This is a genomic window from Arthrobacter sp. Soil764 (assembly GCF_001428075.1).
In the GTDB taxonomy this organism is placed as follows: domain Bacteria; phylum Actinomycetota; class Actinomycetes; order Actinomycetales; family Micrococcaceae; genus Arthrobacter.
Genome location: NZ_LMSI01000020.1, coordinates 505,864 through 527,537, shown reverse-complemented (window position 1 = coordinate 527,537; position 21,674 = coordinate 505,864). Strand labels below are relative to the sequence as shown.

Genomic DNA, 21,674 nt, shown 5'->3' with positions numbered 1-21,674 from the left:
TAGTGGCGCCATGGCGCCTGCCCGGGCTGCCGCAACGGTGTTTCATGCGCACCGGAACGGGGTTTCCTGCGCCCTGCCGGGACGGCCCCTCCCGGCCCTCCAGCCGTCCCTGACGGTGGGCGCCCGGCCCGGCGTGTCGCCGTCGGGCACTTACCACCCCGGCCTGGGACTAGGCTGGACGTTATGGCGGAAGAGCAGCACGGCGCAGCCGAAGACAACCCGGCGGATATCTCCGCCCTGGACATCGCCGACTGGCGGCTGAGGACCTTTGCGCTCTATGACAACGTCCGCCGGTTCGCGGTGGAAAGCCCGTCGGAGGCGCACTCGTACTGGCGCCATCAGCGTGACCTGATGTTCGGCACCCACCCGGCGTCCGCGCTCACCGCCACGGACAAGGCGCGCTTCTCGGGGCTGAAGACTGCCGATTACGATCCCATCTACCGGTTCCACGTCCCCCTGACGAAAGAGGGTGCCGGCCGGGAGATGAGCGTCGAAACCGCCACCGACGGGGTGGTCCACTTTGTCCGGCTGGGGACGTTCGACCTGCCGGAAATGGGCCAGCTCGGGGTGTGGAAACTGCACGGGTATGGCGGCGGCATCTTCGTTCCGTTCCGCGATGCCACAGCCGGACAGCCGGGCGGAACCTATGGGGCCGGCCGCTACCTGCTGGACACCATCAAGGGTGCCTTCCACGGCGTCAACGGCACAGGCCCCGGCGCGACGTTCGTCCTGGATTTCAATTTTGCCTACAACCCCTCCTGTGCCTACAACGAGGCGTGGGCCTGCCCGCTGCCCGGGCCCTCCAACCGGCTGGCAGTGGAAATCCCCGTGGGCGAGCTGTACTGACGCATGGCGGTTCGTCCCGGGCGCCCTGGGCGCATCCCCTTCCTCCTGCCTGCCCGCGGCCCTGAGCGGGCAGCCGGTGCCGCGGGATGACGGAGAGACCGTCCGCAGCCGCTGTGCAGGAAACCATGCCCCGGCGCCTTCCGGCCACCAGGCACTACCGGGGTCTCCTGCGCTTTCCGGTCATCCGGCAGCTGATCCGCTTCTCCGGGGTCGGCGTCATCTGCACCGCGGCATCGCTTGGCCTCTACGCGCTGCTGCGGCCGTGGCTGGGCGCCCAGCTGGCCAACGCGGTGGCGCTGGTCCTCACGTCCCTGTTGAACACCGCGCTGAACCGGCGGCTGACCTTCAAGATCGCCGGGCAGCAGCGCCGTACCCGCGACCACTTCAACGGCTTGGTGGTGATCGCCGTGGCGCTGGTGATTACCGGCAGCAGCCTCGGCGTGCTGCATTGGTTCAATCCGGACGCCACCGTGGGGGACGAACTGCTGGCCACCACCTTGTCCGGCTTCCTGGCCACGGCGGTCCGCTTCAGCATGCTGCGGCACTGGATTTTCCGCCGGGCCCGCCACCGCTGACCCGGCTGCCCCATCCGTCAGCGGGCCTGGCCTGCGCCGAGGCTCCTGACCCTGGCGACGGCTGACCTTACGGCGTCCGCGGCCATGTCCAGGTCTTCCCCGGTTACTGACGTGTCGAAACTGAACCGGATGGCGGTCTGCGCCACTTCGGCGGAAATTCCCAGCGCGGTGAGCACCGGCGACGGGGCATCCGAACCGGCAGCGCAGGCCGAACCGCTGGAGCACACCACGCCCTGCCGTTCCAGTTCCAGGAGCAGGGACTCGCCGCTGGTTCCTGGAAAGCAGAAGGACGCAACGGACGGCAGCCGTTCCGTGGGGTGGCCGGTCAGGACAGCGTCCGGCACCGCGGCCGCCACCGCACCGATGAACCCGTCCCGGAGGGCTGCCACCCTTGCCTGCTGCTCCGGCTGCCGGTCCCTGGCCAGCGTGAGGGCGGTGGCCAGGCCCACCGCGCCGGCCACGTTTTCCGTTCCCGAGCGCCGGCCGCGTTCCTGCCCGCCGCCGTGGATAACCGGCTCCAGCCGGGTGCGGCTCCGGACGAAAAGCATGCCGCAGCCCTTGGGTGCGCCGAGCTTGTGCCCGGAGATGCTCATGGCATCAACGCCCAAGGCCTTGGTATCCAGCGGCAGCCAGCCGGCGGCCTGGACGGCATCGGTATGGAACGGGATTCCGTGGCGGTGGGCCAGTTCCGCGAGCGCGGCGATGGGCTGGATGGTGCCTACCTCGTTGTTGGCATACATGATGCTGACCAGCGCGGTCTCCGGGCGCAGCATGCCGGCCAGGGCGTCGGGTGTCACCGTGCCGGTGGCGTCCACCGGCACCACATCCACCACAAAACCGTGGAAGCGCTCGAGGTAGCGCGCGGATTCCTCCACGGCAGGATGTTCGACGGCGCTGATCACCACCCGGTTCAAGCCCGGGTTGGCGGCCTGCCGGGCCAGGGCAATTCCTTTGACGGCCAGGTTGTCCGCTTCCGTTCCCCCGGAGGTGAACACCACCTCGCCCTGCCGGCACCCGAGGACACCGGCAACGGCTGCCCGCGCCCCCGCGAGCGCCGCGGCTGCCGCCTCACCGAGGGTGTGGTGGCTGGAAGGGTTTCCGAATGCGCCCGTGAGGTGGGGCCACATGGCGTCCAGCACTTCACGGCGGACCGGGGTGGTGGCGGCCGCGTCAAGGAAGATCACGGCACGCTCACCCGGCGGTCAGTTCGACGTCGAGGCCCAGGTCCAGCGCGGCCACGGTGTGGGTCAGTGCTCCCACGGAGATGACGTCCACGCCTGTGCCGGCAATGGCCGCGACAGTGCCGGGATTGACGTTGCCGCTGGCTTCCACGCGGGCGCGTCCGGCCACGAGGGCCACGCCGGCCTTCAGCTCCGCCACGGTGAAGTTGTCCAGCATGATGGTGTCCACACCAGCGGCGAGGACGGGTTCGATCTGGTCCATGCTGTCCACCTCGACCTCAAAATGGGTGGTGTGTCCCAGCTGGGCTTTGGCGGCCAGCAGGAGGCCGGTGAGCTTCGCAGGGTCACCCCCGGTCATCACGGCCAGGTGGTTGTCCTTGGCCAGTACCGCATCGGAGAGGCTGTACCGGTGGTTCGAGCCGCCCCCGCACCGTACCGCGAAACGTTCCAGGATGCGCAGGCCCGGCGTGGTCTTGCGGGTGTCGGTGATGCGGGCCCTGGTTCCTTCCGCCAGCCGGACGAATTCGGCGGTCTTGGTGGCGATGGCGGACATCCGCTGGACCAGGTTGAGGGCCACGCGTTCGGCCATCAGCACGGAGCGGGCGCTGCCGCTGACCCTCGCAAGGTGCGTGCCGGCGTCGAACGTTTCCCCGTCCGCTACGAGCAGCTCCACCCGGGTGGCGGGGTCCACCAGCTGCATTGCGTCGCGGAACACGGTTGCGCCGCTGAGCACGCCCGGGACGCGGGCATTAAGGACGGCTGTGGCGCGCGCCTGGGCGGGAATGAGCAGCTGGGAGGTGATGTCGCCGGAGGGGGCATCCTCGGCGAAGGCCCGTTCCAGGATCTCCCGGACCGGTGCTGCCGGAAGAGTGAAGTCCAGTGCGGGGCGCAGGGTGGCTGCCTGGTCGATCACGGCGGGTTCAGTCATGGAGCAGGCTCGCTTTCGGGCGCGGAGGGTAAGGGGTTTCGGTGTGGACGGGTTCGTCGCTGCGGTAGTGCGCCCCGAGGGATTCAGGCCGTCGGAGGGCTCCGGCGACCAGCAGTTGCGCAGCCAAAAGGAGGTTCCGGTCCTCAAGAACCAGAGGGTCGGAGGAACGGTCAGCATCAGGATGGACGACGGCGGCCCAGTCGGCCAGGACCAGGGCGGCCCCGGCCAACAATTCCCCGGAGCGCAAAACCCCGGCGTGCGAGGTCATGAGGCGACGAAGAGCGTCCCGCGAAAACGGCTCCCCGGCACTGATTCCCCCACCGAAGGAGGACGGCCAGGTCCCGCGCGTCGTGTCCATTCCGCCCAGCGCGCCTTCTAAAGCAGCAGGGAGGGGGACGTTCGATCGGTCGTCTGAAGGTGCCCCGGGAGCGTGCGTCAAGGGGAGGCCGCCCGCGGCCGAGACAGCACGCGGAGGGGCGCCTTCAGGCGACCCCCAAGCAGGGTCACCGGAGAGGAAGGCTTCAACAGCGCGGCGGCCGAAGACGAGTCCCTCGAGGAGGGAGTTGCTGGCCAGCCGGTTAGCCCCTTGGACCCCGGTGCACGCGACTTCGCCGGCGGCGTAGAGGCCGGGGACGGTGGTGCGTCCGTGGGTGTCGGTCCGCACCCCGCCCATCCAGTAGTGGGCGGCGGGGGCCACCGGGACCAGTTCGCGGGTCCAGTCGATGCCGGCGTCGAGGGTCTTGCGGGTGAGGGTGGGGAACCTTTGCTGCAGGAAGCCGTGGCCCCTGGCCTGCTCGATGGCGCGGGCGTCGAGGTAGACATGGCCGTTGGGGTCCCCGAGTTTGGCGAGGTGGAGGGCGATGCTGCGGGAGACGACGTCCCGGGGTGCCAGTTCGGCGTCGGGGTGGTAGGCCTTCATGAAGCGGCGGCCGTTGGAGTCGAGCAGGACGGCGCCTTCACCGCGGACGGCTTCGGAGATCAGCAGCGGGCCGTCCAGCCGGGACGGGTGGGCGGTGGCGGAACTCACCAGGCAGGTGGGGTGGAACTGGAAGAATTCGAGGTCTGCGGTAACTGCGCCGGCGCGGACGGCGAGCGCCAGGCCGTCGGCGGTGGCCACCGCGGGGTTGGTGGTCTGGGCGAACAGCTGGCCTGCTCCCCCGGTGGCGAGCAGGACGGCGTCGGCTTCCAGGCTGGCGTGGCGGCCGTCATGGAGGTATTGGACCCCAACCACGCGCCCTTCAGAGGTGGTGAGGGCTGTGGCGTGGGCATGCGTGAGGAGCGTGAGCTTTCCTTCGTCCCGCCGGGACAGGACAGCCTGGATCAGCGCGCCGGCGACGCGCGCGCCTGTGGCGTCCCCTCCTGCGTGCAGGATGCGGGCGGCACTGTGCGCTGCTTCGAGCCCAAGGGCAGGGCCGCCGTTGTGCGTCCCGTCCCGGTGGCCTGCGTCAAAGGCCACCCCGTAGCGCTGGAGGCCCGCGATGTCCTGCCGCGCCTGCGAGCACATGAGCCGGACGGCAGCCTCGTTGCAGTGCCCCGCCCCGGCCCGGAGGGTGTCGGCGATGTGGGCGGCAACGGTGTCCCCCGGGGCGGGCTGGGCGAGTACGGCAGAAATGCCGCCCTGCGCGTACCAGGTGTTGCTGTGCTCCAGGGCGCCCTTGGTCAGCAGCACCACGTCGGCGCCGGCCTCCGCGCCAAGCAGTGCCGCGTAGAGCCCCGCGATGCCGCTTCCCACCACGGCGAGCCGGCGGCTCATCAGGGCCTCGCAGCGAGCATGCGCTCGAGCGCCGTCCTGGCATTGGCCTGCACGTCGTCGTCCACAGTGATGCGGTTGACGATGCGGCCGGCCACCAGTTCCTCCAAGACCCAGGCCAGGTAGCCGGGGTGGATGCGGTACATCGTGGAGCACGGGCAGATCACCGGGTCCAGGCAGAAGATGGTGTGCTGCGGATATTCGGCCGCAAGCCGGTTCACCATGTTGATTTCCGTCCCGATGGCGAACGTGGTGGGCTCGGTGGCCGCGGCGATGGCTTTCTTGATGAAGTCGGTGGAGCCGGCGGAATCAGCGGCGTCCACCACTTCCATGGGGCACTCAGGGTGCACGATGACCTGCACGCCGGTGAAGTCCGCGCGGGCCTTCTCGATCTGGGCCACGTTGAAGCGCTTGTGCACGGAGCAGAATCCGTGCCAGAGGATGACGCGGGAATCCAGCAGCGCCTGTTCGTCGTTGCCGCCGAGTTCCTTGCGCGGGTTCCACATTGGCATCTGCTCCAGGGGCACGCCCATGGCCTTGGCCGTGTTGCGGCCAAGGTGCTGGTCGGGGAAGAACAGCACCCGCTGGCCGCGCTGGAAGGCCCACTCCAGGACGGTCCTGGCATTGGAGGAGGTGCAGACGATGCCGCCGTGTTCGCCGCAGAAAGCCTTCAGCGCTGCGGAGGAGTTCATGTAGGTGACGGGGATGACCGGAACCCGGCCCTCAGCGTCGGGCTCCGTGCCGAAGATCTCCGCCAGCTGGTCCCAGCATTCCTCCACGGAGTCCGCGTCCGCCATGTCTGCCATGGAGCAGCCGGCGGCAAGGTTGGGCAGGACGACCGCCTGCTCCGGGGTGGAAAGGATGTCCGCGGTCTCGGCCATGAAGTGGACACCGCAGAAGATGATGGCCTCGGCCTCCGGCCTGGTGAGCGCCGCGTTGGCGAGCTGGAAGGAGTCCCCCACGAAGTCCGCGTACTGGATCACTTCGTCGCGCTGGTAGAAGTGGCCCAGGATGACGGCGCGTTCGCCCAGCGTGGCCTTGGCGGCGTTGATCCGTTCCCCGAGCTCGGCGTCGCCGGCGAGCTTGTACTCCTCCGGGAGCTGGCCCTGGCGCGGCGTGGTGGCGGGGGCAGGGTCGGCGCTTGACGCGCCCGGTCCATAGGCGGGAACACCGGCGAGCGCCTCGGCCAGGTCGTAGTCCCACGGGCCCCTGGCCAGTGCCGGGCTGCAGGTGCTGCGCTCAGCCGCTGCGCCTTTTGCGGCCTGTTCGCGCGTAATCAGCTGGATTGCCGTGTTGACGCTGCTCATGGTGTGCTCCTGTTGTCTGGGTCAAGGCCTGGCCGGCCGGTGTAGCGGTAAAGGCGTGGCGGACGGTGTTTGCCGCCCTGGAGGTATTCCCCGGTTTCTTCGATTTCCGGGGTGGATTTGAGTTGCCGGCGGAAGTTGGCGGGATCCAGTTGGCGGTCAAGGACGGCTTCGTAGACTTCGCGGACCTGAGCCAGGGTGAAGTACTCGCCCAGCAGGTGGTACGCCACCGAGCCGTAGGCCAGCTTGTTGCGCAGGCGCCAGAGGGCGTAGTCCACGATGGCATTGTGGTCGAAGGCCAGTTCGCCGAGCCGGTCGGCGCGGAACCACCTGACGTTCTCGGACTCGTCCGCCAGGGCGGCTTCCGTCGGCTGGACCAGGGCCCAGTAGACAATCGAGACCACGCGCTGGGTGGGTGAGCGGTGCAGGCCACCGAAGGCGTACAGCTGCTCGAGGTAGCGGGGCGCGAGGCCAGTGGTCTCCCGCAGGTTCCGGGCTGCGGCGTCCTGGAGGGATTCTTCATGGCTGAGGGGGCCGCCGGGCAATGCCCACAGCCTTTTGAAAGGCTCGCGGATGCGGCGCACCAAGGGCAGCCACAGCGTGGGACGGCCGGAGGTTTCACTTGGCCGCAGGGCGAAGATCACCGTGGAGATGGCGAGCGACGGCGGCGCGGCCTGCCGCTCGGAAACATTTGCCGAACTGTAGTACACATCCACCGCCTTCCGTCGCGCTCATCGTGCCCGCCCCGGCGGTTCTTCAGAGTTATGGTCAACTTGACCAAAACTAATTCTACGGCCCGGAACGCCGGAAAGGAAATGTTTCTGCCGCCTTTTCATGGCTGCGGGACCACACGGCCAACACAACCGTTCCTGTCGCCGCGCCGACTCCCGTCGCCGGGGCTCCCCTTCCGTTTTTGGCCCGCCACCGGAAGCGGTAAATTCAAGAGGTCCCAAAAGGATCCCCGGACCATCCGGACCGGACCGTACAACCAGCCCCAGAAGGTGCACTGCCCCATGACGATGAAGTCTGACCGGACCGCGTCCGCCACACTCCCGCCGAAGACCACAGGCGTCCACAGCATGAAACCGCGCCAGCTCACCATGATGGGGCTCGGCAGTGCCATCGGTGCGGGCCTGTTCCTGGGATCGGGTGCCGGGGTCCAGGCAGCCGGTCCGGCAGTCCTCATCTCCTACCTGGTGGCCGGCACACTGATCATCCTGGTGATGTGGGCGCTGGGCGAGATGGCCGCCGCAAACCCGGCCAGCGGCGCCTTCTCCGTTTACGCGGAGCGGGCCCTTGGCCGTACCGCCGGCGCCACCATCGGATGGCTGTGGTGGCTGCAGCTGGTAGTCGTGATCGCCGCCGAGGCACTCGGTGCCGCCGGACTGCTGTTCTCCGTCTGGCCGGTGGTCCCGGTCTGGGCGCTGGCGCTGCTGTTCATGGTGGTGTTCACCGGCATCAACCTGGCCGGTGTCCGGAATTTCGGCGAGTTCGAGTTCTGGTTTGCCATCCTCAAGGTCGCCGTCATCGTGCTCTTCCTGGCAGTCGGTGCCGCTTTGCTTCTTGGCCTCCTGCCCGGCGTCGCCTCCCCCGGTGCCGGCAACCTCACCGGGAACTTCGCTCCCCAGGGCCTGGGCGGGGTTGCGTCGGCCCTGTTTGTGGTGATCTTCGCCTTCGGCGGGACGGAAATCGTCTCCGTGGCTGCCGCCGAAACCGAGGATCCGGAACGCAGCGTGGGAAAGGCCATCCGCACCGTGGTGTGGCGCATCCTCGTGTTCTACATCGGCTCAGTGTTCGTCATCGCCGCCGTCCTCCCCGCCACGTCCAAAAGCCTTGCCTCACCCTTCGCCGGTGTACTGGACGCCGCCAGGATCCCCGGCGCCTCCACCGCCATCACCCTGGTGGCCGTCGTCGCCCTCCTCTCGGCACTGAACGCCAACCTCTATGGCGCCTCCCGGATGGCCTACTCCCTGGCGCAGCGGGGTGAAGCGCCGCGGGTCCTGACCCGCCTCAACCGCGCGGCCGTTCCGCTGCTGGCCGTGGCGGTATCGGTGGCCTTCGGCTTCATCGCCACGGTCCTGGAACTGCTGTTTCCGGAACGGATCCTGCCTGCCCTGTTCCAGTTGGTGGGCTCCACGTGCCTGGTGGTCTGGGGCAGCGCGCTGGTCTCCCAGTTGATCCTGCGCCGGCGGGCCGACCGGGAGGGAATCCCGCTGCCCCTGAGGATGAAGGGCTTCCCCGCGCTAACCATCCTGGGCCTGGTCCTCCTGGGCCTGATATTCGCCGTCGGTTTCAGCGCGGAGAGCAGCCGGGTGCAGCTCTTTAGTACCTTCGCACTGATCGCCGGCATCGCCCTGGCCTGTGCCGCCGGGGCCTGCCTCACCAGCAGGAACCGGGCCGCCAGCAGGTAGAGTGGTGCGTACCTTTCCAAGGAAGACGCACCGACGCGCCGGGCCCGCCCAGGCGCCGTACCTGATTGGGGAACTGACACCATGAGCGGCAGGCACACCGGACAGCAGCACGCGCACACCGTTGAAGGGACCGATCCCCAGCTGTTCGTGGCAGTCCATGACCCCGCAACCGATGCCGGCCTGCGGCCCGTCCTGCTGCTGCACGGCTTTTCCTCCTCGTCCAAGCTCAACTGGGAAGACACCGGCTGGGTGTCCGCCCTGCTTGACGCCGGCCGCCGGGTCATCACCGTGGACCTTCCCGGCCACGGCCGCAGCGGCGCGCCGGAGGACCGGGATTCCTACTCCCCCAGCCGGATCAGGGCGGACCTGCTCCAGGCAGCGTTCGACGCCGGCACACGCCCCCTGCAGGAAGGTGATCCTTCCAGCGGGCTGGACGTGGTGGGCTACTCGCTGGGATCGCGGCTCGCCTGGGAGTTCGCCACAACCCAGCCCGAACTGGTGCACCGGCTGGTGCTTGGCGGGCCCAACGATTCCGATCCCCTGGCCGCGTTCGACCTCCGGGCTGCCCAGGATTACCTGGCGGACGGCACGCCGATCCAGGACGAATCGACCGCCCAGCTCCTGAAGATGGCATTGCTGCTGCCGAGCAACAACATTTTCGCGCTGCTGTCCCTGGTTGAAGCCATCAAGGCCGAGCCCTACGATCCCGCCGAAGCAGTCCCCCACGTTCCCATGCTGCTGGTGGCCGGAGACAAGGACGAGCGGGCCGGAATCCTGCCCAAGCTCGCTGAACTGGCCCGGGGCGCCGGTTCCATGCCTGAACAGCTGGTCCTCCCGGGCCGGAACCACACCAACGCCATCACCAGCAGGGCCTTCAAACAGGCCGCCATCTCGTTCCTGGCCGTATAAGCACTGACTCGCCAGACAGCGTCTGTACAGCCTGGCCGTCCAGGCACCCGCCCGTCCGGGCGGGTCCGTCCAGGCACCCGCCCGTCCGGGTGTTCCGGAAAAAACGGCGGCCGCTGCCGTGAACGCCCGGGGCAGCCGGCAGTACGCTGGGGGCAGTCAGGCCACAGTTGCCGGGAGGGGTACATGGGGACGCGTTTCGAAGACCGCACCGACGCCGGTCAACGCCTGGCCGCTGCGCTTGGCCAGTTCCGGGATCATCCGGACACTGTGGTCCTGGGCCTGGCACGTGGGGGCATCCCCGTCGCCGCGGCGGCAGCGGATACCCTCCACCTGCCCCTGGGCACCGTCCTGGTGCGGAAGCTGGGGATTCCGGGGCACGACGAAACTGCCTACGGGGCGCTGGCCTGGGCGCACGGGCGCACCGTCCGCTTGATCAACAAGCCCCTGCTGGAGCGCGTCCTAGAACACGGCGTGCAGCAGGAATGGCTGGACGGTGTTGAGAAGCGCGAACGCGGGGAACTCCTCCGACGGGTGGAGCTGTACCCCGGAAGCAACACCGACGTGGCCGGCAGGACGGTTCTTTTGGTGGATGACGGGCTGGCCACGGGGGCCACGATGCGCGCCGCCGTCGAAGCCGTGCGGGAAGGCGGGGCGGCTGCCGTGGTGGCGGCAGCGCCCGTGGGATCGATCGACGCCGAAGCCTCGCTGGAGCGGGTGTGCGATGCCGTGGTGTGCCTGCACCTGCCGGGAAGGTTCCGGGCCGTGGGGAGCTACTACCGGCACTTTGGGCAGTTGCGCGACGACGACGCGGTCAGGCTGCTGGCGCGCTAAGGGAGCCGTCAACAAGAGCAGGCCCGGACCTTGAAGTCCGGGCCTGCTGTTGTTGACAGGGTGGGTGGGCCCACGCCGTCAGGGTTCCCTTGCCGACGCGAAGCGAGGCAAGGGGGACGGTGGGGATCAGTGGTGGCTGCTGACTCCGAGCGGGCGGCCCTTGGTTTCCTTGGCCAGGACCACGCCGACGGCCGAAATGACGCAGAGGACCATGATGTAGATGCCAATGGAACCGGTCCACTTGGTCGACTGCAGCAGGGTCTCAGCAATGGTGGCGGCGAAGGCCCCGCCCAGGATGGCACCAAACGCGTATCCGATGGAGATGCCCGAGTAGCGGACTTCTGCAGGGAACATTTCGGCGTACATGGCCGACATGGGGCCGTAGGACAGGCCCAGGCCAATGGTCAGCACGAACAGTGCAATGCCGTAAAGCAGGATGTTCTTGGTGTCGATGAGCGCGAACATGGGGATCATCCAGGCGAAGACGATGGCGTAGCCGGTCAGGAAGGTCTTCACGCGCCCGATTCGGTCCGAGAGCCAGCCACCCACCAGGGTGAAGATCAGCCAGCCAAAGGACGCCAGCGTGGTGGCCAGGAGGATCTGCGGGGTGGGCATCTTCAGGGTCTTGGTCGCGTAGGAAATGAAGAATGCGATCAGCAGGTACCCTGCAGCATTGTTGCCAATGAAGATCATGGTGGAGTACAGGACGGGCAGCTTGTGGTTCCGGATCAGCTCACCCAGCGGCGCCTTGCTCTCCTTCTTCCGCAGGGCCATCTCCTGGAAGACCGGGCTCTCGGCTACAGCACGGCGGATCAGGTAGCCCACCACGATCAGGACGATGGACAGCAGGAACGGCACGCGCCAGCCCCAGGCGGCGAAGTCTTCCTTGGACATGCTGGTGTTGAGGAAGAACAGCAGGCCGGTGGCCAGGATCATGCCCACCGGTACGCCGATCTGCGGGTAGGCACCGAACAGGCCACGGCGGCCGATCGGCGCATGCTCCACGGCCATCAGGGCGGCACCGCCCCATTCGCCGCCGGCTGAGAAGCCCTGGATGACGCGCAGCAGGATCAGGAGCACCGGAGCCCAGGCGCCGATCTGGGCATACGTGGGGAGCATGCCGATCAGGGCCGTCGCGGCGCCCATCATGACCAGGGTGAAGACGAGCATCGCCTTCCGTCCCAGGCGGTCGCCCAGGTGGCCGGCGATGACGGCGCCGAGGGGGCGGAACAGGAAGCTGATGCCGATGAGGGCAAAGGAGAGGATCTGCGCCAGGCCCGGGTTGGACGCGTTCAGCGGCGCCAGGAACAGCGGCGACAGCAGCGTTGCGGTCAACTGGGCAAAGATGAAGAAGTCGTACCACTCGATGGTGGTTCCGACGAGGGTGCCGGCGAGGACCTTGCGTTCCTCCCGCCGGCTGCTGGGACCGGCGGGGGTATCCACCTTGGAAGGTGTGGTCATTGAAACTCCATTGTTCATTGGGCAGCAGTGCCGCCCGGACGCCTTCAGAATTACCGACAGAACGGTCAGTTAGTTAGTAGGGTACTACGGATTTGTGATGCGGGACACGGGGGCGGGGAAATTTTTATGGGAACATCACCCAGAACTCCAATGTTCTTTATTTGAACGAGCAGTTCGTATAGAGGACAATACTCTGCGGCCGCTGATGAGACAAGGGTCACGGCATGCCCGGGATTGCCACCTAGGATGGAGTTCATGACACCCCCAGCAGCCGCAGCCCGGACAGCGACGCCGCAGGCTTCGCCGTCCCAGACCCTTTCGCGCGGCATCCGCGCCCTGGAGATCCTGGCAGCTGCCCCGGGTCCGCTGACCATCGCCGAACTGGCCGACGCAATGGGCGTCCACCGGTCCGTGGCCTACCGGATCCTGCGAACCCTGGAAGACCATTCCCTCCTGGTGCGTGATGACGCCGGACGCGTCCAGCCCGGCCCCGGCCTGGCAGTCCTGGCACGCGGCGTGTCACGAAACCTCCAAAGCGCAGCCCTCCCCGAGCTCACCCAGCTGGCAAACTCGTTGGACATGACGGCCTTTGTGGCGGTGTGGGACCACCATGACTGCATTACCCTGGTCACCGTCGAACCGCGGCATTCGGGAGCCACCGTGGCCCAGCACCCAGGGACGCGGCACCCCATTAACGCCGGCGCGCCCGGCATCGCCATCCAGTCGGCCCTTTCCGAAGTGGAGTGGGACCGGCTGGAAACGGGCATTCCTTACCGGCCGGAGGCGGCAGAAGCGCGGCGGAAGGGCTACTCGGCCAGCCATGACGAGGTCATCGCCGGGGTATCCTCACTGGCAGCCCCCGTCCGGGTGCCCGGTGGGCGTCCGGCAGCACTCGCGGTGGTCTATATCCGTTCCGCCCATGATCCGGAAGCGGTGGGGGCGGCCATCGCCGAAAGCGCGGCCAGGATTGAGCGGCAACTGGCCTGACCGCACTGAATGCCCGCAGGCCGGGGAGGTGGACTGTCAGCCCCGGCGCCGGATGACGACGGCGGCTCCCGCACCAAGCAGCGCCAGCGCCGCCGCCGCGCAGACTGGAACAAGGAACGCGGCCGATGGCCCGTGATGCTGGGCCAGCTGTCCGCCGGCAGAGGAACCGATGGCGGTTCCGGCCACTATGCCGCTGGCCAGTCCCGTCATGACCGTGCCCAGCCGTCCGGCGGGAGCCAGCTTTCCGCCCACTGCGAAGACGGTGACCATGACCGGACCCACGGGGAGCCCCAGGACCAGCAGGACTGCCGCCATCGAGGGCAGTGATGCCGGCACCAGCAGCAGGACTGCCAGCCCCGCCATCAGGACCGCGCAGAGCACCCAGCGCAGTGCCAGGCCGGCACGCCGCGGCCAGTAGGCAACCGAGAGTGCGGCCGCCGCGGAACTGAGGCCCATGACGGCGTACAACAGGCCGGCTATTTCGGCGCCGGCGAGCCGGGCGGAGAAGGCGCTGAGAGCGGCCTGGGTGGAACCAAAGAATGTCCCCATGCAGACCATGGCAACAACCGGCAGGGCCACTGCCCACGGCAGCTTGGCGGCAGGCGCAGCACCCTTCCCCTTCCTGCCGCCCCGGCGCGGAGCGGCAGGCACGGCGTGATGCGTGGGGTGGATGGCGAAGGCTGGGACAAGCGTAATGGTCAGGGCCGCCGCCAATGCCAGCGGAAGCCAGGGCGCCACAAGGCTGGCCAGGATACCCACCAGGGCCGGGCCGAGGACAAACGTCACTTCGTCGGCCGTGCTCTCGTAGGAAAGGGCGGTATCCAGGTCACGGGCAGCACCCCCGGGCGGCATCGAGGGGCCTGTGGCGTCCGTTGTCAACGCCATCCATCTGACCCGGGCCAAGGGGCCCACCTGGGGGCAGGTGGCGCCCGCGGCAAAGGCAGCCGCCAGGACAACCGGCGGGAAGTCCCCGGACCCAGTGGCGTTTGCGGCGAGGACCAGGGCCAGCACAGCCACGGTGTTGAGCACCGCCGCCAGCAGCAGGACGGGGCGCTGCCCCCGCCTGTCTGCCAAGGATCCCAGCACGGGAGCGCCCAGAGCAGAGCCAATGCCCACGGCCCCCGCTGCGGCGCCACCGGCGGCAAACGAGCCGCTGACCGAGGTGACGAGCGTAAGGGTGCCCATGGCCAGCATGGCCAGGGGAAGCCTCGCGAAAAGTCCAAGCGGGATGAAGCTTCTGCCGGCAAGCTGTGGCAGCCGGGAGAATCGTCCCCTTGCTGCCCGTTCCGTCAGTGCCGGGCCGGGCCCTTCCTGCTCTCCGGCGGCGGGGGAAGGAGTGTTGCGGGTGGTTGAAGGAGTAGTTTGAGGCATCAATTCCGGGCTCGTTCAGTAGGTGCGCATCGTCCCTCCTCCCGATGCGCGCAACCCGGTAACGGGCTCCATTATATCGGCCCGGTCAGAGGAGGGCGTCCAGGCTTTCGGAGATCCGCAGGGTGGAGCCGTTCCGGCTCTTGAGCACCTGCAACTGGGTGCCGATGCGCTGTTTCATCTCTGCAACATGGCTGACCAGCCCCACCACCCTGCCGCCGTCACGGAGCCCTTCAATGGCGTCCATGACCTGCTCCAGGGACTGTTCGTCCAGGCTTCCGAAGCCCTCATCCACGAACAGGGTCTCGATTTCCACCCCTCCGGCCTCCTGCTGGACCACGTCCGCGAGCCCCAGGGCCAACGACAGCGATGCCATGAAGGACTCGCCCCCTGACAGGGTGGAGGTGTCCCGCCGGAATCCCGTCCACTGGTCCACCACTTCAAGGCCCAGCCCCGACTTGGCACCGCGGGCCGCCTTGGCGTCGGTGTGCTGGAGCAGGTAGCGGCCGTCACTCATGGCCACCAGGCGCTCCGACGCGGCGAGGGCCACCTGTTCCAGCCGGGCGGCCAGGACATAGCTGTTCAGGCTCATCCGGTACGTGTTTTCGCCCCGGCCGGCCGCGGCGTCCGCCAATCCGGCCAGCATCTGTGCCCGCTCCGCCGGCTCCCGGGACGAAAGGACCAGGTCATGGTATTCGGCGGTGATGGATTCCAGGGATTCCAGGCAGTGGGTGGCGAGGCCGGCGGCCAGGTCGGCTTGCCTCGCGGCGTTCTGGGCAGCGGCGGCCTCGAGGCGCAGCGCCGCCAGCTGTTCCTCGTCCGCCAGGAAGCCGTCGGCGGCCTCCGCGAGGGCGAGCACGATGTCCTCGGACTCGAACAGCCCGGCCACGCGCGCCGCTTCGTCCTGGGCTGCACGGATGGCAGCTTCCAGGTCTGCCGCTTCAGCCGCTCCGAGGAGCTGGTCCCGGACATCGCCGGCCGTGGCAAAGCCCGCAGCCGGCAGTGCCAGCTCCAAATGTTCCTGCACTTCGGCGGACCGAAGGCGCGCCTCATCCAGCCGCGCCTGCGCTTCAACGGCCTTGTCCAGGACCGCCGCGGCCTCCTCGAGTGCCCGCAGCCGGCGGTTCAGGCTGCGGTGGTGGCCCCGCAGGCCGGCGAGTGCCTTGTCCAGCGCTGCGGCCTGCTCCCCCACATCGGCAAGGGACACGGCGGTCTGCGACAGCTCTGCCTCCGTTTCAGACAGCGTGGCAAGCGCCTGCCCGATGTTGGCGTCCAGCGCTTCCAGCCGTTGCCGCCTGTCCTGCAGCTCGTCCGCGGCCTGCTCTGCATCAGCCGCAGCAGCCAGTGCAGCATCGGCACCGGAACGTGCCTCCTCCGCCGGAGTAGTCCCACCCTGGCCGGCGAGGACAGCCACTGCCTGCTCCGCCTCGGCAAGATCAGCGGCAACCAGGGCGTGGGCTGCCTCTGCGGCCTCGTAGGCGCCATGGGCCTCCTCCTCGGCCTGCGCAAGGCCCGGGCCCGCATTGCCACCGTCTGCAGGATGGGGATGCTTCCCGCTTCCGCAGACGGGACAGGGCTCCCCGCCCACCAGCTTGGCAGCCAACTCGGATGCCGCATTGGCCAGACGCATCTCCCGCAGGTCCAGCCACTGGCGTTTGGCCTCCAGCAGTGTCTCCCGCGAATCGTCATGTCGGATCCTGGCCAGGTCCCTGTGATGGGCCGCTTTTTCATAACTCCGGACGACGTCCAGCAGCTCGGCCGCCGCTGCAGCTTCCTTGCGGCGCAGGGCCGCCTCGATGGAACGGGATTCCAGCTGGTCCATGCCCTCGGCCAGCGTTGCCCGCTGCTCCTGTAGCTGGGCCGCCCGGCTGCCCAGGGTCCCGATGGCCAGCCGGAGCTCTTCCTCCCGGCCCGCCAGGCTGCGGTGCCGGGCCTGAAGGTCCTGGAGCCTGTCCTCGTCCGGCAGCCGCGCTTCGACGACGGCCAGCAATGACCGCAGGCGGCTAAGTTCGTCCGCTGCCCCGGACAGGCTTCCACGGGTGGCCCCCGTTTCCGGATCCAGGCCACCTGTTTCCCATGCACGTGTTTCCAGGCGCAGCTGGGCCAGCTCGCCGTCGTCTCCGGCCGCCATGCGGAGCAACGTCATGGCAGATTCGGCAGCGGCCTCCGCACTGCGGACCTTGGCGGCCGCCGCGTCCACGGCCTGCAGTTGCCCCTGGAGGACCTCGGCCTGGCGGTGCCGGGCGAGGCGGGTAGAGAGCTCTTCCTGACGTGCGGCGCCTTCCTCCACGGCGTTTCGCCGCGCCGTGGCCGCCTGCAGTTTCCGGTGCCGTTCATGCCGCGCGGCTTCCCGGTCCACAGCGCTGCGGCGGTCCTGGCTGGCGGCCGCGGCAGCGGCGGCATGCCCGCTGAGTTCCGTCAGCCGGCCGGCAACGGAAGCCTTGAGCCAGTCGAGGCGGGCGGGGACGTCTTCCTCCGGCGGAGCCCCGGCGTCCGGAAGCTGGAGCGGAGCGGCCTCGGTGGCGGCACGCGAGGCGAGAAGGGCGAGTTGCCCGGAGAGTGCAGCCACGTCTTCCCGGGCAGCGGCAGCCTGCCGCGACAGTTCCTGTTCCAGCGCTTCGAAACGCTGGGTGCCAAAAAGCTTCTGCAGCAGGTCCAGGCGGTCGGCAGCCTTGGAGCGGAGGAAGGCGGCGAAATCACCCTGCGGCAGCATTACCACCCGGGTGAACTGCTCGCGGTCCATGCCCAGCAGGGCCGTGATTTCCGCGCCTGCTTCGTCGTTGCGGGCGGACTTTTCCACCCATGCGCCGTCCACCCGCTCACGGAGCAGCGTCTTGGCCTGCTGGACGGTAAAGCCGTTTTTGCCCCGAGCGCTGGGCTTGTCCCACGCCGGAGAGCGGGTCACCTCGAAACGGCGGCCCTGCGACGAGAATTCGCACGTCACGGCCGGTTCCTGGGCAGGTTCCGCATGGTCGCTGCGCAGCCGCTTGCCGTCCTGGCGGGCTCCGGGGACGGAGCCGTACAGGGCAAAGCAGATGGCATCCAGCACGCTGGTCTTACCGGCACCGGTGGGCCCGTTCAGCAGGAACAGGCCGTGGGCGCCAAGGCGGTCAAAGTCGATGTCCTCGCTCCCGGCGAAGGGACCGAAGCCGCAGATGCGCAGGTGGTGGATTCTCACCGTGACGCCTCCAGCAGCCTGACGTTCTCCAGCGCGGCGGCGAGCGCGTTCTTCTCTGCCTGGTCAGCGCTGCGTCCCCGCACGTGTTCCAGGAATCCGCAGCACAGGGCGAGGTCGTCCGGCGCGCCCGCAAGCCTGCTGCTGTAGCTGGTCCGGGGCGTGGCAGCCGCACCCTCCGGGTCGAATGCCAGCACCAGGGTGTCCGGGAACCTGGCGCGGAGCCGTTCCATGGCACGGGCGGGACGTTGGGGATCGGTCAACGTGACCTGGCAGTAGGCGGTTTCAGCCCATGCATGGCCGGGGTCCGCCAGGAGATCCTCCAGGGTTCCGCGCAGTACGGCCAGAGAACGCGGGGCCTCCCACAGCACCTCCGTAACGGCACTGATTCCCTCCGCACCGATGTCCACCAGCCAGGCACCCTTTTGATGGGCGGATTCGGAGAAGGAATAGGCCAGAGGCGAACCGGAGTACCGGACGGAACCGGACAGTTGCTGCCGGCCGTGCAGGTGGCCCAGTGCCGTGTAGCTGAAACCGTTGAACAGGTCCAGCGGCACCGCACCCACGCCGCCGATGCTGAGGTCCCGTTCGCTGTCCGAGCTGATGCCGCCGCTGGCGAAGGTGTGGGCCAGGACCACCGAATGGACGGTGGCGGAAACCGCGCGCCGGGCGATGTCCTCGCGGATCAGGCCGGTGGCCGCCCTGGTGACCTCGAAATGGCTCACCGTTTCAGCGCCCAATTGTTCGGCAACCAGCCGGGGCTCAAGCCATGGGATGCCGTAAAGCGCCAGGACGGCTTCCTTTTCGGCGGCATCCGTGCCCAGCGGCAGGAGGAGCGGGGTGGCGAGGTCCTCCACCCGGGTGCGCAGGTGCACTCCCCCGCGTTCCAGCAGGCGCGAGGCGAAACCCAGGCGGATGGCGGAGTCGTGGTTCCCGCTGGTGAGGACCACCCTGGCGCCCGCGGCAGTCAGGCGGACCAGTGCGTCGTCGAGCAGGTGGACCACGTCCACGCCCGGCAGCGCCCGGTCATAGACATCGCCGGCGATCAGGACAACGTCCACGCCGTCCCGCTGGACCGCAGCGACCAGCTGGTCAACGAAAGCGCGCTGGGCGTCCAGCATGCCTACGCCATGGAAGGAACGGCCCAGGTGCCAGTCCGAGGTGTGAAGTAACCGCATATCCCTAAGCTATCGGCAACCACTGACACTCAAAGAAACCGCCGCGGCCGGCGCCGGTCAGGACCGTTTGCCCTCGAAGAATTCCTGGGCCTCATTGACGCTTCCTGCCTTCTCATGGCGGGCAGCCGGTGCGGGCGCAGCCGCGTCCGGGCCCGTACTTTCCAGGCCCTCGTCCTCGGCGTCGTCGTCAACCGCGGCCTCGGCGGCGTCGACGTCCCCGCCGTCCTGAACGGGAGCAGCGGACGCTTCCATGCCAGTGATGCGGAACACCAGCCCGGCGATGGCTGCACCGGCCAGCGGCGCGACCAGGAAGACCCACAGCTGCTCCACGGCCCAGCCGGAACTGAAGACTGCGGACGCCACCGCCCGGGCGGGGTTGTAGGGCAGGTTCCCCACCGACTGGCCCAGCTGCAGCAGCGCCGCGAAGGACAGGCCGACCGCAACGGGCGCCACGGTACGGCTGCCGCCGGAGCGGCCGGCGCCGAGGAAGACAGCCACGATGATGGCGGCCCCCAGTAATTCCAGGAGCACGGCTGCGGCGAGCGGCGCCTGGATGATGGAGTGTTCGCCGAAGCCGGCGGTCACGGTATCGAAGGCAGTGCGGCTGTCGGCGATGCCGGGCAGGGTGCGCAGGATCCCGAACAGGGCAAGCGCGCCCACCAAGGCTCCCACCACCTGCGCGGCGGCGTATGCTGCTGCGGCGCCGGCGCGGATGCGTCCCGCCAGCAGGTGCCCCAGGGTGATGGCCGGATTGAAATGGCCACCGGAGATGTGTCCGAACGCGAGCATTGCCGCGGTGATGGCCAGCCCGGCAGCAAGGGCGGCCGGCACCGGGCTGGACTGCGGAATGCTGAACAGCGGCACGCCCAGCCCGGCCACGGCCAGGAACAGGCTGCCGAAGGCCTCGGCCGCGAGGCGGGGCAGCAGGGCCGTCCGCCCGGCAGCCGTGCCGGGGTGCAGTGCGTCGCGGGCGGGGACGGGGGTGCTCATGATGGGACCTTCGCTTCCTGGGGCCTGGTGCTTGCGTTGCCTGGTGTCCGGATGCTGCCCGTTCCGGTGCTTCAACCGGCCAGCAGGTGCGCGCGGGGCAACCCGTGCAGTATTCCAGCCCAGGCTGTGCGTTTGCTGGACGGCCGCTGTCCGTGGCGCCTGCCGGGCTGCAAGGGACGCTCTGGAGGGAAGGGCTGAACCGCAACCGGTACCCGGACGGTAAATTTACTGCATGAGCACAGACCACCGCACTCCCGAGCCCACCCTCAAGTCCCGGATCCACGGCGCCCTAATGGGCGGGGCGCTCGGCGACGCGCTGGGCTACGCCGTGGAGGCTGATTCGATCGAAGCAATCCGGCAGCGGTTCGGAGCGGAGGGCCTGACCGGGTTTGATGCCCTGTCCGGTCCCTGGCCCTTTTCCGACGACACGCAGTTGACCCTGTACACCGTGGACGGACTCGTGGAGGCGTTGGAGTGGGCCAACTCCGGGGTGGGTGCGGACGTTAACGCCTGCCTCTGGCTGGCGTACCTGCGCTGGCTGGCCAGCCAGGGCGAGGACGCCGGTCCAGCAGCGCCCGCACCGCAGCCCCGCTGGATCGACGGCAACGGGGTGCTCCGGCAGCGCCGGCATCCGGACCAGGACTGCATCACGGGCCTGGCCACCGGGGAGATGGGTACGTCCATCCGGCCCGTCAACCCCGAAGCGAAAGGCGCCGGCACGGTGATGCGCTCAGCGCCGTTCGGGCTGGTTCCGCACATCGCGCCCGACGCCGTCTACAAGTTGAGTGCCGACGCCGCCTCCCTCACGCACGGACATCCTTCCGCCCGCCAAAGTGCCGGAATCTTCAGCCTCCTGATCCATAAGCTGGTGTCGGGTGAGGCGCTCCGGGATGCCGCTGCCGCAGTCACCGCGCATGCAGCCACCCTCCCGGAGGTGGCACCGGAGCTCCCTGACCGGCTTGAGGCCGCCCTCCGCCTCGCCGACAAAGCCATTGTTGCCCCCGAGGAACTTGTCCAGGTGCTCGGCGAAGGCTGGACTGCCGGGGAGGCCCTCGCCGTCGCGCTTTATGCAGTACTTGCCACGTTGCCGGCTGACGGCGCAGAGGTGCAGCCGTCCCGGCATTTCCGGGAGGCTGTGGTGCTGGCTGTGAACCACGGCGGCATCAGCGACACCACTGGTTCGCTGGCGGGAAACATCCTGGGAGCCCTGTACGGGGAGGACTGCCTGCCGGCGCAGTGGCTGGGGGCCCTGGAGGCGCCGGAGGTGGTCCGCGGCATGGCCGACCAGTTGGTGAAGGTTACGACCGGCGAAGGCTGATGTTGTTGCAGGCCTCGCAGACGTCTTCAGGGATCAGTCCGCGGCGCTGCAGGAAGCCGAAAATGGTGCACCCCAGGCAGAATCCGGCGAACGCCTCCAGCGACGCCGCGACCACCAGGATCCCCAGGAGGGCCCAGGCTGCGGGGGCTGCACCTGCGGCGGACAGCAGCAGGGCGGCGGTGGATACGGCAGCGCCGATCCCCTGGGCAAAGCGCTTGGGCGGCCCGGGCACCAGCTTCACCTTTCCCAGTGCCGGGGTGATGACCTTGACCGAGAGCAGGGCCAGGGGTGAAATCCTGGGGCCAAAGAGCAGCCGCAGCCAGAACCCGATGCTGATGGCCAGCAGCCCGAGCCAGGAACCTGTCACGGCGGTGACGACGGCGAGCACCACCACCAGCGCTGCCGTGACACGGGCAGCGTACTCGTTCACCGGATTCGGGAAAGCAAAGAGGGAGGCCATGA

The 21,674-nt window shown here is 68.7% G+C and carries 18 protein-coding genes; 7 read left to right on the top strand and 11 right to left on the bottom strand.

The features are described from left to right. Positions 1-183: 183 nt before the first annotated feature. Together ASG86_RS13790 and ASG86_RS13785 are read left to right on the top strand one after the other, a co-directional pair. The gene (locus tag ASG86_RS13790; RefSeq protein WP_056335210.1) at positions 184-846 is read left to right on the top strand and encodes a DUF1684 domain-containing protein; all 663 of its coding nucleotides are present in this window, start codon (positions 184-186) and stop codon (positions 844-846) included. A gap of 86 nt (positions 847-932) precedes the next feature. Beyond that, a complete protein-coding gene (locus tag ASG86_RS13785; protein ID WP_056335207.1) occupies positions 933-1,421 on the top strand; it encodes a GtrA family protein in 489 nt (162 codons plus the stop codon). 17 nt (positions 1,422-1,438) lie between these two features. On the opposite strand, the gene ASG86_RS13780 is transcribed toward ASG86_RS13785, so the two are convergent. The 5 genes from ASG86_RS13780 to ASG86_RS13760 are packed head-to-tail and all read right to left on the bottom strand — an operon-like array spanning position 1,439 to position 7,294. Further along, a complete protein-coding gene (locus ASG86_RS13780) occupies positions 1,439-2,605 on the bottom strand; it encodes a cysteine desulfurase family protein (RefSeq protein WP_056335205.1) in 1,167 nt (388 codons plus the stop codon). A 7-nt stretch (positions 2,606-2,612) separates the two neighbouring features. Further along, positions 2,613-3,530 carry a carboxylating nicotinate-nucleotide diphosphorylase gene (gene nadC, locus ASG86_RS13775; RefSeq protein WP_056335202.1) on the bottom strand — a complete coding sequence of 306 codons (918 nt, stop codon included), beginning with the start codon at positions 3,528-3,530 and terminating at the stop codon, positions 2,613-2,615. Then, the gene (nadB, locus tag ASG86_RS13770) at positions 3,523-5,283 is read right to left on the bottom strand and encodes an L-aspartate oxidase (protein ID WP_056335199.1); all 1,761 of its coding nucleotides are present in this window, start codon (positions 5,281-5,283) and stop codon (positions 3,523-3,525) included. Before nadB ends, nadC begins: the two co-directional genes overlap by 8 nt. After that, positions 5,283-6,587, bottom strand: coding sequence for a quinolinate synthase NadA (gene nadA / locus ASG86_RS13765; protein ID WP_056335196.1), 1,305 nt, complete (start codon positions 6,585-6,587; stop codon positions 5,283-5,285). Before nadA ends, nadB begins: the two co-directional genes overlap by 1 nt. Continuing rightward, positions 6,584-7,294, bottom strand: a complete 711-nt coding sequence (locus ASG86_RS13760; RefSeq protein ID WP_056335555.1) for an NUDIX hydrolase — start codon at positions 7,292-7,294, stop codon at positions 6,584-6,586. Before ASG86_RS13760 ends, nadA begins: the two co-directional genes overlap by 4 nt. Positions 7,295-7,597: 303 nt before the next feature. Here ASG86_RS13760 and ASG86_RS13755 point away from each other — a divergent pair, with 303 nt between their 5' ends. From ASG86_RS13755 to ASG86_RS13745, 3 genes are all read left to right on the top strand, one after another. Next, positions 7,598-8,995, top strand: coding sequence for an amino acid permease (locus tag ASG86_RS13755; RefSeq protein ID WP_056335194.1), 1,398 nt, complete (start codon positions 7,598-7,600; stop codon positions 8,993-8,995). Positions 8,996-9,076: 81 nt separating this feature from the next. Beyond that, positions 9,077-9,904, top strand: coding sequence for an alpha/beta fold hydrolase (locus ASG86_RS13750; RefSeq protein WP_056335191.1), 828 nt, complete (start codon positions 9,077-9,079; stop codon positions 9,902-9,904). A gap of 183 nt (positions 9,905-10,087) precedes the next feature. After that, positions 10,088-10,735 carry a phosphoribosyltransferase gene (locus tag ASG86_RS13745; protein ID WP_056335187.1) on the top strand — a complete coding sequence of 216 codons (648 nt, stop codon included), beginning with the start codon at positions 10,088-10,090 and terminating at the stop codon, positions 10,733-10,735. 126 nt (positions 10,736-10,861) lie between these two features. On the opposite strand, the gene ASG86_RS13740 is transcribed toward ASG86_RS13745, so the two are convergent. Further along, complete coding sequence (locus ASG86_RS13740) at positions 10,862-12,196, bottom strand: MFS transporter (RefSeq protein ID WP_056335186.1); 1,335 nt, start codon at positions 12,194-12,196, stop codon at positions 10,862-10,864. A 255-nt stretch (positions 12,197-12,451) separates the two neighbouring features. Here ASG86_RS13740 and ASG86_RS13735 point away from each other — a divergent pair, with 255 nt between their 5' ends. Further along, the gene (locus tag ASG86_RS13735) at positions 12,452-13,183 is read left to right on the top strand and encodes an IclR family transcriptional regulator (protein WP_056335184.1); all 732 of its coding nucleotides are present in this window, start codon (positions 12,452-12,454) and stop codon (positions 13,181-13,183) included. A 36-nt stretch (positions 13,184-13,219) separates the two neighbouring features. Here the strand turns inward: ASG86_RS13735 and ASG86_RS13730 are convergent, their stop codons facing one another. From ASG86_RS13730 to ASG86_RS13715, 4 genes are all read right to left on the bottom strand, one after another. Continuing rightward, on the bottom strand, positions 13,220-14,554 hold the full coding sequence (locus ASG86_RS13730) for an MFS transporter (protein ID WP_082566788.1): 1,335 nt from the start codon (positions 14,552-14,554) through the stop codon (positions 13,220-13,222). A gap of 85 nt (positions 14,555-14,639) precedes the next feature. After that, positions 14,640-17,729, bottom strand: coding sequence for an AAA family ATPase (locus ASG86_RS13725; RefSeq protein ID WP_056335177.1), 3,090 nt, complete (start codon positions 17,727-17,729; stop codon positions 14,640-14,642). Beyond that, positions 17,726-18,904 carry an exonuclease SbcCD subunit D gene (locus ASG86_RS13720; RefSeq protein WP_056335173.1) on the bottom strand — a complete coding sequence of 393 codons (1,179 nt, stop codon included), beginning with the start codon at positions 18,902-18,904 and terminating at the stop codon, positions 17,726-17,728. Before ASG86_RS13720 ends, ASG86_RS13725 begins: the two co-directional genes overlap by 4 nt. Positions 18,905-18,961: 57 nt before the next feature. Next, positions 18,962-19,894 carry an aquaporin gene (locus tag ASG86_RS13715; RefSeq protein ID WP_056335170.1) on the bottom strand — a complete coding sequence of 311 codons (933 nt, stop codon included), beginning with the start codon at positions 19,892-19,894 and terminating at the stop codon, positions 18,962-18,964. 232 nt (positions 19,895-20,126) lie between these two features. Here ASG86_RS13715 and ASG86_RS13710 point away from each other — a divergent pair, with 232 nt between their 5' ends. Beyond that, positions 20,127-21,212 (top strand): ADP-ribosylglycohydrolase family protein, encoded by a 1,086-nt coding sequence (locus tag ASG86_RS13710; RefSeq protein ID WP_056335167.1) that lies wholly within the window; start codon positions 20,127-20,129, stop codon positions 21,210-21,212. Here the strand turns inward: ASG86_RS13710 and ASG86_RS13705 are convergent. After that, positions 21,193-21,672: a DUF4395 domain-containing protein gene (locus ASG86_RS13705; protein WP_056335164.1), complete on the bottom strand. Its 480-nt coding sequence runs from the start codon at positions 21,670-21,672 to the stop codon at positions 21,193-21,195. The two genes, ASG86_RS13710 and ASG86_RS13705, sit on opposite strands and share 20 nt — an antisense overlap. Between the last annotated feature and the right edge of the window lie 2 nt (positions 21,673-21,674).